A 13286-nucleotide genomic window follows, 5' to 3' on the forward strand; every position below is an offset into this window, starting at 1 on the left:
ATATCTTGATGACATTGCCTTTAAAATCAACTCAATGCCTCGCAAAATGTTTGACTTTAAAACTGCTTATGAGATAGAATTTTTAAAAATGAATAGTGGTGCGGTTGAGATTTGATAAAAGAAAAAGCGCCCTTTGGACGCTTTTATTAATTATTGAGTAGCGAGTTCTGCTCGGTAAGCAGCGACTTCTTCTTCATTAGCCCAAACAAAATGTCCAGGACGAATTTCTACGAAAGATGGTTTTGACGTTTCATAATTGTGCATATCGTCGTTATAGATGATTAGCTTTTTATTACGTTCTACTTGTGGATCCGGAACCGGAACCGCAGACAGCAATGATTTCGTATATGGGTGAATTGGGTTACGGAACAATTCTTCTGTTTCTGTTAACTCAACGATAACTCCATGATGAATAACGGCAATGCGATCTGCAATAAATCGAACTACAGATAAATCATGCGCAACAAATAGGTATGTGAGTGACTTATCTTCTTGAAGTTCTTTTAGAAGGTTTAGAACCTGTGCACGAATTGATACATCAAGAGCTGAAATTGGTTCATCAGCAATAACAAATTTAGGTTCCATAACAAGCGCACGAGCAATACCAATACGTTGGCGTTGTCCACCTGAAAATTCATGTGGGTAACGTGTCAAATGTTCTGGAAGTAAACCTACGCGTTGAATGATATTTTCAACCTTTTCAATACGGTCTTCTTCGTTTTTATAGAGTTTGAAGTTATGAAGTCCTTCCGAGACAATGTAGTCTACGGTAGCACGTTCATTTAATGACGCTGCTGGATCTTGAAAAATCATTTGAACATTTTTAATGATGTTCTCACGATCTTTCTTCGCCATTTTACGCTTAATTTGAAGATCTTCAAATTGAATCTCTCCATCAGCAATTTCGTTGATTCCAACAATGGTACGACCAATCGTCGTTTTTCCCGATCCGGATTCACCAACAAGCGCAAATGTTTCACCACGATAAATATCGAAGCTAACTTTATTTACAGCGGTAAATACATTTTTACCACTACCGAATTGAACAACAAGGTCCTTAATCGATACAATAACATCTTTATCTTTAGACATTTGTTGATTCCTCCTCAGTATGCATATGTTTTGATTTATTCATGCTTTCAATTTTCAAAATTTTATTATGCAAGTCACGAATAACTTCAGGTTTCTCAACTTTCGGAGCACGCTCGTCACACAACCATGTTCGTGCGAAATGAGTCTCAGATAGTTGGAAACGTGGTGGTTCTTCTTCAAAATCAATTTGCATCGCAAATGGATTACGCGGTGCAAAAGCATCCCCCACAACTTCATTATAAAGTGATGGTGGTGTTCCTGTAATGGAGAAGAGTTTTTCACCTTTAACACCTAATTGTGGTAATGATGATAATAATGACCATGTGTAAGGATGGCGACTGTCGTAGAAAATTTCCTCAACCGTACCGTACTCTACAATCTGTCCTGAATACATAACCGCTACTTTGTCCGCAACTGATGCAACAACGCCTAGGTCATGCGTAATATAGATAGTTGTAAATCCATAGTCTTTTTGTAAATCTTTGATGAGTTCAAGAATTTGAGCTTGAATGGTAACATCCAATGCTGTTGTTGGTTCATCACAAATTAAAATATTTGGTCGACATGCCAATGCAATAGCAATAACGATACGTTGACGCATCCCACCTGAATATTGGAAAGGATAATCATCAAAACGTTTCTCCGCCATTGGAATTCCCGTACGCTTCATTAAACTGATAGCTTCCGCTTTGGCTTCCACTTTCGACATCCCTTGGTGTTTGATAATTACTTCCGTAATTTGAGAACCAATGGTACGAATTGGGTTCAATGATGTCATTGGATCTTGGAAAACAGTCGCAATTTTTGCACCACGAATGGATTCCCATTCTTTGTCTGATTTAATATCTGTAAGAACAATATCGTTATAGCTAATTTTACCAGATGATATATATCCGTTGGATTCTAACATTCCTGTAAAAGTTTTCGTTAAAACTGATTTTCCTGAACCTGATTCACCAACAATCGCGAGTGTTTCATTCTCAAAAATATCAATTGAAAGGTTGCGAATTGCAGTTAACTCACGATCACGCACCTTAAACTTTACGACGACATCTTCTACTTTAAGTATAGTTTTGTTCATAATGCACCGCCTTACATGTGTGTTCTTGGATCTGAGGCATCAGCAAGTGTTTGTCCTACAATATAGAGTGAGACAGATACAAGCGCTAAAACTCCAACAGGAATCCAGAACAAATATGGATGAGTTGTCATACTTGATGTATAGGTTGAAATAATACGACCAAGTGATGGGATGTTCGCTCCAAGTCCAACACCAATATAGGAAAGGAATACCTCACTAGAGATGAACGCTGGAAGAGAACGAGACATTTGCGTTACGATAACTGAAATTAAGTAAGGCAAAATATTCTTTTGAATAACACGATGAAGCGGTGTTCCTAATGTTTGGGATGCAAGGTTGTATTCTCGATCACGCATAATCATAACCTGAATACGAATGCTATATGCCGTACCAACCCAGCTGGTGATACACATCGCAAATAGGAGATTCCAGAAACCTGAACCCATTGCATATGAAATAACGATAACAATTAAAATGTACGGAACGTTACTTACAACGTTATATACTTCAATCATGATACGATCTAAATGTTTTGAGTAACCCCACACAGCTCCAACAGTGATACCTACAACAAATGTAAAGAGTGTTGCAAGTAAACCGATTGAAAGTGATGTCTTAGCACCTGCCCAAACGGCATCAAAGAGTGAGTGACCATTTCCATCAGTACCAAACCAGTATTGGAATGATGGCCATTGGTAACGAGCACCAATATCATTAATGTTTGATGTATCCATGAAGTCATATCCGGAGAACATCGGTTGGATAAATGACATAAGTAGTGTTAATGCCAATACAACAAGCATCGTAACGGCTACTTTATTACTAATAAATTTTCGCCAAACGGAATTCCAATAGGAGTAGCGTGGAGCATCAATACGTTCTGACGCTAAGGCATCAAGTTTTACGAACTGAAATCTTTCGTCTGCTGTTTTTTGCATGCTATTTACCTCCCTTTGTATCTAGTTTGATTCGTGGGTCAACTTTAGTTAACAGAATATCCCCAAGGAGTACTGAAATAATTGACATTGTTGTAAAGATGAATACGAGACCAATAACGATCGCATTATTATGTTGCAATATCGCATCAGGTAACATTTTACCCATACCTGGCATCGCAAATACTTGCTCAGTAATTGTTGCTCCTGCAATTGCCCCGATAACGGATGCTGGAATACCAGCTGTAATTGGAATAATTGCATTTTTGAAAATATGATTTTTAGAAATTTCTTTATCAGAAAGGCCTTTCGCTTTCGCAAATTTAACGTAGTCTGCGGATTGTTGATCAATCATATAACGACGAATCCACATCATAATTCCAGAAACTGAAAGAAGTGCAAGAATAATCGTAGGCATTACATATGATAGTGGATTAGAAGGTCCTAATGTTGGGAAGTTTTCAGGCATCCCAAAGAATGACGATCCAATCATACGGAAGAAGTAAACTGAAGCTAAACTTGGTACCGAAATTAAAACAGTAATGATTGCAACACCAAAACGGTCCACAAACATTCCTTTTTTACGTGCCATTACTACACCTGCTGGAACAGCAATTGCATAGGCTAAGATAACAGACATAACTCCAGTAATAAATGACATACTTAACATAGATGGTGCATCATTTATTGAAAGGCAGTCTGCATAGTTATCATTAAAGTTTTCTTTATCAAGTCGATCTAATCGATCAGAAGGACGGTATTTACATGTTCCAAAATCCAGTGCTGAACTTCCTGTTTTGCCAGTTTCAAAAGTAACTTGGCGTGACACAGGTGAACCTTGAGATCCTCCAATAACTTGGGTTACCTCTTGCCCTTTATATGTCGGATATGCTTTCCCCAAGTTAATCTTTATAAAGTTTTGGTGAATAAATGGAAATGATCCGTTGATATAGACTTGGTTCTTACTTTCACAGCCCTCACATGTGATAGCTAAACCAACGTTTTCGTTCATTGATAATCCTAATCCACGAGACATGTCTGGATTTGAAGCGTCTTGAACTCTCCATGGATGATCAATTTGCAAGAATGATCCGTAAAAACGGACAACTTTTTCTAGTGTAGGTATTTCTCGTGTTGCATAAGCTTTTCCGGACATAGGCATATTACTTACAACCCATTTCGAATTTGCTTGTGCCCAAGCATCGATGTATTGTTTTCCATTTCCATCAACACAATCTGTATACTCTGCATCGTTTGAAGTTGCAGCTGTACAAAGTTGTGATGGATTATAGTAATCCAAATAACCGTTGCTTTGATATGTGACATTTTCATAGTCTAAAAGTTCATCTGGTTGTGCTTTCAATTTTGTATATGTAGGATCTGAGACAAAAATATCTTGACGTGGAACCAGCGTATATACAAGAACGAAAGCAATAGTTGTTACGATAAGAATCGAAAGAATTGAACGCAGAATACGTTGCAATACATATTTTTTCATTGCTTTACCTCCTTAGCGCCACAAAATGAGGGTTAAAATCTTAACCCTCACCTTACGGCTGTTTAAATGTATTTAAAATTTGTTATTTTGCTTTGAGACGTTCTGCATCCCATGATTTCTTAGCTTCATCGTATTGTGCAGCTGTAACAGGTTCTTTTTGGACTTTCATGAACTTGAATCGGTTTGTTGATAAACCTGACCAACCCCATGTTCGTGAATAAGGAACTGTTGTTGTAACACTTGGTGTACCACCTTGTGCATAGATAGGGATGAATAACATTTCATTATTTAACCAAGCTTCTGCTTTAGCAAATTCTTTGAAACGTGCTTCTGGGCTATCTGTAATTGCTGTTGCTGCATCGAGTAATGCATCGAATTCTTCAAGTTTAACGGCTTTAATTGCGTCAACTGAACTTGCATTTCCATTAGGATTTGTTGATCCATCTAATCCAAGAACTTGAAGTACATCACCGTTACGTGAGTTGAAAATATTCAAGTAAGTAATTGGATCAAGGAAGTCTGGACCCCATCCTGATGCTGTTGAGAGGTCGAAGTCTGATTGAGCACCTGACTCTGCAAAGTATGTAGCATTGTAGTATGGATCCTTGTCAAGTAATTGTAAATCAATTTGAACATTTTCTGCACCTAATGATGCTTCAACTGATTGTTTAAGTGATTTAGCCATATTTACTTGGATTTCGCTTGTTTGTAATACAGGAACATCGATACGAATTGGGAAAGTTACACCTGGCAACTCTGCTTTAGCTTTTTCTAATAAGCCTTTAGCAACTTCTGGATTGTAAAGTCCATCATGTCCGTCGGCAATATCGAAGTCTTTGTATAGTTCTGCATCTAATGCTTGCATTTCAGCTGTAACAAGTTGTCCATAGTCATGACCTGGAACTGATACAAATGAAGGTGGAATTAAAGTGTTACGTAAAGCAACTGACTTCAAATCATCTCCAACTGACTGTGCGTTGTATGAACCACGATCAAATGCATGACCAATAGCTTGACGGAAGTTACGGTTTTGAATTGCTGCTTGTGTATCCGCTTTTTCTTGATCTGTTGTTTTACTTGTGTGGTTGTATGATGCGCGGTTAACATTAAATGTAGCATAGAATGTTGTACCGTTTGTATCAGAAGTAATGATGTTTTCACCATATTTTTCTTTTACTTGTGCATATCCAGGTGAGTTAGGGTAAACACGAGCTGTTGTCAATTCACCTTTTTCCATACGGTTGATGAATTCATCAGGTTTTTTACCATCATCATAGATAAGTTTAACTTCATCTAAGAAGACATTTTTCTCATCCCAGTATGCTTTATTTTTTTCATAACGAATTTCAGATTTTGCTGTATTGTTTACAAGAACAAATGGTCCGTTATAAAGGATTGATGATGGATCCGCTCCACCAAATGCATCCCCTTGGTTTTTCAAGAATTCTGCATTAATTGGGTATAAGATACCGTAAACAAGTTTTGATTGCCAGAATGTTTCTGGTTGGTTCAATGTAACTTCAAGTGTGTAATCATCAAGTGCTTTCATACCTACTGATTCAATACCTAAAGCTGGATTCTCACGGAACTCTGCAAGTCCTTTGATACTTCCGATAACGATTGGGAGTGTTTGTGAGTTTTCAAGAACAGCATGTTCAATACCAGTTACCCAGTCTTGAGCTTTAACTTCTGCATATTCGTCCCCTGTGTTTGTAACCCATTTTACTCCTTGTCGAATTTTATAAGTATAGACAAGGCCATCGTCTGAAACTGTATGTGATTCAGCTAATGCTGGTACAAAGTTTCCATAAGGGTCATTTTCATATAATCCATCTACAAAGTTACCAAAGTGGTCGCCATCTGTAGCTTTCATTGATACTGTATAATCCAACATGTTCAAGTCTGTTGTATATACATATGAGTATTTATTAGACAGTTCGGCTGAGCCACCGCCTTTTGATTGTCCACAACCTGTGAGAACCAAAAGAACTGCTAATGAAAGTGCAAATATCTTTTTCATTACTTCTTCCTCCTTATTTACAAGTAAATACCTACGTGACTTACTGTATGTTTGTAATTATATAGCATTTCATATAATTGTCAATTGATTTTTCATAGATTACACAAATAATTGAAAAAGTTTTGTAAATTTCTGAAAATTGTTTCATTTATAGTTACATTCACTGGGAGATAGCCTTTAAATTGCTTTTTATACCTATAAATCAATATAATGTGAGCTTATGAAAGGCTATTAAACATTTGAAACTACCGGTCGACTTTGCAGAACTTGACCTATTCTCTGAAAATTGTTTCAGAATATAGAAAAACCCGCAATTTTGCGGGTTTTCATGATTAGATATGAATTGGCAATCCTAATGACAATTCTGATGCATCCATAATTGTCTCTGACAATGTAGGGTGAGCATGAATTGTTAATGATAAGTCTTCAACATTCATACGAGCTTCAACAGCTAATCCAATTTCAGCAATGATATCAGATGCTCCAACACCAGCAACTTGACCACCTAATAGTAATCCTGTTTCTTTGTCTGAGATCAAACGAACGAAACCTTCTGTTGCATTTAATGAGAGTGCACGACCATTTGCTCCAAATGGGAACTTAGATACTTTTACAACAAGTCCTTGCTCTTTAGCTTCTTTTTCTGTTAAACCAACTGTTGCGAGTTCTGGGTCTGTAAAGCAGACTGCAGGAATTGCAACGTAGTCAACAGCTGATGGATGTCCTGAAATTGCTTCGGCAGCAACTTTAGCTTCGTATGAAGCTTTGTGAGCCAATGCTGCTCCAGGAACTACATCTCCGATTGCGAAGATATGGCTTTGGCTTGTACGGCCTTGGTTGTCTACAGGGATTAATCCTCGTTCGCCAACTTCAACACCTGCTACTGTTAAGCTTAATTCATCAGTATTTGGACGGCGTCCTACAGTTACTAATACGTAGTCAGCTTCGATTGTTACATCTTTTCCGTCTACTGCATAGGTAATTGCTACTGCATCATCGAGCTCTTTCGCTTCTTTAGCCATTGCATTTGTTACGATATTAACATTTTTTGATTTAAACTCAGTTTCAACAAGTTTGATCATGTCTTTATCGAATTGAGGAAGAATTGATGGACCACCTTCTAAGATAGTGATCTCAGTTCCTAAGTTTGCATAAACACCTGCTAACTCACTTCCGATGTAACCACCACCGATGACAACAAGGCGTTTTGGAATTTCTTTTAAGTTCAATCCACCTGTTGAATCAAGGACGCGTTTGCCATATTTGAAACCTTTGATTTCAATTGGACGGCTTCCTGTTGCGATGATTGCATTTTTAAATGTATATGATTGTGCGTCATCTCCGTTAACAACACGTAATTGATGTGTGTCATTGAAGAATGCTGTTCCACGAATGATTTCTACTTTGTTCTTTTTAAGAAGCATTTCGACTCCAGATGTAAGTTGTTTAACAACTTTAGTATCTTTCCATGCTTGAGTTGCTGCGAAATCAATTGTTACATTGTCTGCTGAGATACCGAATGCTTTTGAATCTAATGATTCGCGGTAACGGTGTCCTGCATTGATCAATGCTTTTGATGGAATACATCCGACGTTTAAGCAAACGCCGCCGATGTATTCTTTTTCAATAATTGCTACTTTTTGTCCAAGTTGAGCTGCACGAATCGCTGCAACATATCCACCAGGACCTGAACCGATAACTACTGTTTCGAGTTCTAATGCTAAATCTCCAACTACCATATTTTATGTCCGTCCTTCTATTATGATTCCATTAAGAGAAGCTCTGGATTGCTTAAGAGGCGTTTCACTTCGTTCATCGCCATTTGAGCTGTCATACCATCGATAATACGGTGGTCAAAGCTTAATGATAACGCTAGTACATTACCAACACCAAGTGTTCCATCTTCAAGAACAACTGGTTTCTTGTCGATACGGCCGATACCTAAGATTGCAACTTCTGGGAAGTTGATAATTGGTGTAAACCATAATCCACGTGCTGATCCAATGTTAGAGATTGTAATTGTACCATCTCGCATATCAGGTCCTGCAAGTTTGTTGTCGTTTGCTGCTGCTGCAAGTTCTGTAATTTCTTTAGCAATTGTAAAGATACCTTTTGAATCTGCATTTTTCACGTTAGGAACGTATAGTCCATGCGGTGTATCAGCAGCAAATCCGATATTGTAGTAGTTTTTGTAAACAATTTCGTTTGTTTTGTCATCAACACTGCTGTTGAGGACAGGGTATTTACGAACAACTGCAACTAGAGCTTTCACAACGTAAGGTAAGAATGTAAGTTTAACATCTTGTGATGCTGCAACATCTTTAAATTTCTTACGGTGGTTAACAAGTGCTGTTACATCCACTTCGTCAAAAATTGTAACGTGCGGTGCTTCTTTCTTACTTGTAACCATTGCTTTAGCGATTGCACGACGAGTTGGTGTCATTGCCTCGCGAGTTACTTCACCTTTAGGTGCTGTAACTGCTGCTTTAGCTACTGGGGCTGCTGCTTTTTCTTCTTTGATTGATTCTGGTGCGAATGATGCTGTTTCTGTTGCTGCTGCAACTGGTGCACCACCTGCTAAGAATGCATCAACATCTGATTTACGGATATGTCCGTGTTTACCGGATGCTGAAACTTGTGTTAAGTCAACTCCTTTTGAACGTGCATATGAACGTACTGAAGGCATTGCAAGTACACGGTTAGCAATGGTATTACCTGCATGTTGAACACCATTTGATGCTGGTGCTTCTACTGCTGAAGCTGTTGCTACTGGAGCTGCTGCTTGAGCAGCTGGTGCAGATCCGCCTGTTGTTGAAATTTCAACTAAAGCGTCACCAACTGTTGAGACAGTTCCTGGTGTGACATGAATTTTTGCAATTGTTCCAGATACTGGAGCTGGAATTTCTTGAACAAGTTTATCATTTTGAATTTCAAGTAATGGTTGATCTTCTGAGATAGTATCTCCTTCTTTAACAAACCATTGTACGATTTCACCTTCCGCAATTCCTTCTCCAACATCTGGCATGTTGAATACAAAATTTGCTGATGCAGCTGGTGTTGCTACAGGTGCTGCGGCTACTGGAGCTGCTGTTTCTGCTGGTGCTTCAGCGGCTGGAGCGCCACCTTCTACTGCGAATTCAACAAGGTCGTCACCGACTGTTGAAACGGTTCCTGGTTCTACAAGAATTTTTGTAATTTTTCCTGAAACAGGTGATGGAATTTCTTGAACGAGTTTATCGTTTTGGATTTCTAATAAAGGTTGATCTTCTGAAATAGTATCTCCCTCTTTAACAAACCATTGTACGATTTCACCTTCTGCGATTCCTTCACCAACATCAGGCATTTTAAATTTGAATGACATATTATTTGGCCTCCTCTATTAGTCGAAGTTTACTGTTTCGCGAACTTTATTGATGATATCTTGTGCGTTTGGTAACCAATCGCTCTCTGCCATACCGAATGGGAATACTGTATCCGGAGCAGCGACACGACCGATAGGTGCGCTTAGTGTAAGAATTGCACGTTCTGCAATTTCTGACATAACAACTGCACCAACACCTGCTTGGCGTTGTGCTTCTTGGACCATAACAAGACGGCCTGTTTTTGTTACTGAAGCAACGATTGTTTCAATATCAATTGGAGATACTGTACGTAAATCGATTACTTCTGCGTTAATTCCTTCAGCTTTTAATGTTTCGGCAGCTTTAATAGCTTCACGAACCATGTAACCATAAGTTACGATTGTTACATCTGTACCTTCTGTTACAATGTTAGCTTTTCCTAATGGAATTGTGTAGTATCCTTCTGGAACTTCATCACGGAATGAACGGTATAACTTCATGTGTTCTAAGTAAACAACTGGATCGTTGTCTTCGATAGCTGCAAGAAGAAGACCTTTTGCATCATAAGGGTTTGAAGGGATAACAACTTTAATACCTGGTGTTTGTTGCATTAATCCTTCTAAGTTATCTGAGTGAAGCTCAGGTGTATGAACTCCTCCACCAAATGGTGAACGAATTGTAATAGGCATGTGACGTGTGTTTCCAAGACGGTAACGGGTACGTGCCATTTGAGCAACAACAGAGTCCATTACTTCGAATACGAATCCAAAGAATTGAATTTCAGGGATTGGACGGTATTTTTCTAAAGCCAATCCGATTGCTAATCCACCAATTCCTGATTCAGCAAGTGGTGTATCGAATACGCGGTCTTCACCGTGTTTTTCTTGAAGTCCGTCAGTAGCACGGAAAACTCCACCGTTTTTCCCAACGTCTTCACCAAAGATTAATGTATTTTCATCGCGTTCAAGGGCAATATCAAGCGCTTCTGTAATGGCTTGAATCATAGTTAGTTGTGCCATTATTTTTTACCCTCCTTTTCTTCAAAGTATGCAATTTGTTCTGCAATAACGTTTGTTGGTTCTTCAAACATGTTTTTCAAGAAGTCAGAAACTTTTTGTTTAGGAGCTGAGTCCGCTAATTTAACTGCTTCTTTGATTTCTTCGTCAAATTGATCAATTAAAGCAACTTCTTTTTCTTCTGTCCATAAGCCTTTTTCAGTTAAGAAATTACGCATACGGATCAATGGGTCTTTTTTATCCCATTCGTCGAAACTTGCTTGATCACGGTAACGTTTTGGATCGTCTCCTGACAGTGAGTGAGGACCGAAACGTGATGTTAATGTTTCAATTAATACAGGACCATTTCCTGCAAGTGCCCAATCACGAGCTGCTTTTGAAGCAACATAAACTGCAAGTGGATCCATTCCATCAACTTGAATTCCTGGAATACCTGCTGCTGCTGCTTTTTGAGCTAATGTAGGCGCTGCTGTTTGTCGATGACGTGGTGTTGAAATAGCATAACCATTGTTTTGGATGTAGAAAACGACTGGTGCTTTAAATGCTCCTGCGTAGTTCATACCTTCGTATGTATCACCTTGTGATGATCCACCGTCTCCTGTATATGTAAATGCTACTTGTGGTTTTCCACGTTTTTTCAATCCAAGACCAGAACCTGCTGCTTGAATGATTTGTGCCCCAATAATAATTTGTGGTGGCATTGCTTGTAAATCTTCAGGGTAGTTGTTTCCCTCTACGTGACCACGGCTCCATAAGAATGCTTTGTGGAGTGGTAATCCGTGTTGTACCAATTGAGGAATATCACGGTATCCTGGGAATAGGACGTCTTTTTTGTCAAATGCAAAATGTGATGCAATTTGTGATGCCTCTTGACCTGCTGTAGGTGCAAAGAATCCAAGACGACCTTGACGTGCTAATGTTGTTGAACGGTCATTCAACGCACGTGACCATAACATCTTCTCGAATAACTCGACAAGTTGCTCGTCAGTTAAGTCAGGTAACAAGTCTTTGTTAACGACTTTTCCAGTTTCGTCTAGAATCTGGAATGTTGGGTATAGTTTCTCAACTGCATTGAGTTGAGCTTCAAAGTCCAACGCTTTGATTTTTTTAGTTTGTGCCATAAAAAATCTCCATGTCCCTTCTATTTACTAGGTCTTAGTGCCTAGCAATACATATTAAATGTACCATGTAAGCTTGTTTCATTCAACGATAATAATGTATTTACTGTGAATATTTGTTAAATGTGGTGTGTTTCTCACAATTAATCGAACATTACCGAAAGTATTTCGTCAAGAGTAATTGTGCCGAAGTATTTATTGAGTGTAAATTGTTCAAAGACTGCCGTTACATCAGCACGGTTGAAACGGGTGCCTTGCATTCTTTGTTCAATTGCTTCAACATCTTCAATTCCAAGGTAATCACCAATAAATCGAACTGAATCAATACGTCCGTCCGTTACGTGCATCAAGACTTCAATACGACCACCTGGGAATCGTTTACTATTTTTAAGATTAAACTCTGGTGATGCACCATAAATCCAATCCCAAGTTCCAAAACGATTCACTGCTTCGTATTCAATCTTCGCTACATCATCGTCCGTCAGAATAATTTCTTCATCTTTTCCTTCATTCGATAAGTAAAATTGCAATGCATCCCAAAATTGTTGGAGAGTCGTACCCTCAGGTAGATGCTCCTTTATATTGGTAACACGTGAACGAACAGATTTTACGCCCTTTGAAGTAATTTTATCAGGATCAACATTTAACGCTTCAACCAATGTTTCAACATCGACATCAAACATAAGTGTTCCATGATGCATAAGTTTGCCATTCGCCATACGTTGCGCATTTCCTGATATTTTTAGACCATCAACAAGAATGTCATTTCTTCCTGACGCTTCGGCTTTTACACCCATACTTGCAAGTGCGTCAATCACAGGTTGAACAAACTTTTTATAGTTTACTTTCCCTGGATCATCGACATTGATGACAAACGTAAAGTTCAAGTTACCGATATCGTGATACACAGCACCACCACCGGAAACACGGCGTGCTACTTTTATCCCTTTTTCATCGATAAATTTTTGGTTAATTTCCTCAGCTGTATTTTGGTTTTTACCAATAATTACAGAAGGCTCATTTTGCCACAAAAAAAAGAAATCTTCATCACAATCTATATGCTTCATCGCATATTCATCCAATGCTAAATTGAAATAGGGATTGGTCGAAGGATTCTTCAAATATCTCATTGTAATACCTCACTCTCTGTCTCACTGCTCTATTATTCTAAGCCCTAATCCGTTA

10 protein-coding genes and 1 pseudogene are annotated in these 13286 nt (G+C 38.5%); 1 reads left to right on the plus strand and 10 read right to left on the minus strand.

What is annotated here, in order from left to right:
* A pseudogene (locus tag GVV20_RS08335) lies at positions 1-115 on the plus strand (IS30 family transposase); the annotation flags it as partial.
* Positions 116-150: 35 nt separating this feature from the next.
* On the opposite strand, the gene GVV20_RS08340 reads toward GVV20_RS08335, so the two are convergent.
* The 10 genes from GVV20_RS08340 to lplA form a co-directional block, all read right to left on the minus strand.
* Positions 151-1092, minus strand: coding sequence for an ATP-binding cassette domain-containing protein (locus GVV20_RS08340; RefSeq protein WP_159741412.1), 942 nt, complete (start codon positions 1090-1092; stop codon positions 151-153).
* Positions 1085-2173, minus strand: coding sequence for an ABC transporter ATP-binding protein (locus GVV20_RS08345; RefSeq protein WP_159741411.1), 1089 nt, complete (start codon positions 2171-2173; stop codon positions 1085-1087). Before GVV20_RS08345 ends, GVV20_RS08340 begins: the two co-directional genes overlap by 8 nt.
* A gap of 11 nt (positions 2174-2184) precedes the next feature.
* Positions 2185-3111, minus strand: coding sequence for an oligopeptide ABC transporter permease OppC (oppC, locus tag GVV20_RS08350; protein WP_159741410.1), 927 nt, complete (start codon positions 3109-3111; stop codon positions 2185-2187).
* Position 3112: 1 nt separating this feature from the next.
* Positions 3113-4606, minus strand: a complete 1494-nt coding sequence (locus GVV20_RS08355) for an ABC transporter permease (protein WP_159741409.1) — start codon at positions 4604-4606, stop codon at positions 3113-3115.
* Positions 4607-4688: 82 nt separating this feature from the next.
* Positions 4689-6626, minus strand: a complete 1938-nt coding sequence (locus GVV20_RS08360) for a peptide ABC transporter substrate-binding protein (RefSeq protein WP_159741408.1) — start codon at positions 6624-6626, stop codon at positions 4689-4691.
* A 332-nt stretch (positions 6627-6958) separates the two neighbouring features.
* Positions 6959-8365, minus strand: coding sequence for a dihydrolipoyl dehydrogenase (lpdA, locus tag GVV20_RS08365; protein WP_159648681.1), 1407 nt, complete (start codon positions 8363-8365; stop codon positions 6959-6961).
* A 20-nt stretch (positions 8366-8385) separates the two neighbouring features.
* Positions 8386-9987 carry a 2-oxo acid dehydrogenase subunit E2 gene (locus tag GVV20_RS08370; RefSeq protein WP_159741407.1) on the minus strand — a complete coding sequence of 534 codons (1602 nt, stop codon included), beginning with the start codon at positions 9985-9987 and terminating at the stop codon, positions 8386-8388.
* Between the two features lie 18 nt (positions 9988-10005).
* Positions 10006-10986 (minus strand): alpha-ketoacid dehydrogenase subunit beta, encoded by a 981-nt coding sequence (locus GVV20_RS08375; protein WP_159741699.1) that lies wholly within the window; start codon positions 10984-10986, stop codon positions 10006-10008.
* Positions 10986-12104, minus strand: coding sequence for a pyruvate dehydrogenase (acetyl-transferring) E1 component subunit alpha (gene pdhA, locus GVV20_RS08380; RefSeq protein ID WP_159638073.1), 1119 nt, complete (start codon positions 12102-12104; stop codon positions 10986-10988). The genes GVV20_RS08375 and pdhA overlap by 1 nt, the downstream gene beginning before the upstream one ends.
* Positions 12105-12244: 140 nt before the next feature.
* Positions 12245-13231 carry a lipoate--protein ligase gene (gene lplA, locus GVV20_RS08385; protein ID WP_159812856.1) on the minus strand — a complete coding sequence of 329 codons (987 nt, stop codon included), beginning with the start codon at positions 13229-13231 and terminating at the stop codon, positions 12245-12247.
* Positions 13232-13286: the final 55 nt, after the last annotated feature.

The sequence above is a fragment of the Erysipelothrix aquatica genome (assembly GCF_009828775.2).
Taxonomy (GTDB): domain Bacteria; phylum Bacillota_I; class Bacilli_A; order Erysipelotrichales; family Erysipelotrichaceae; genus Erysipelothrix; species Erysipelothrix aquatica.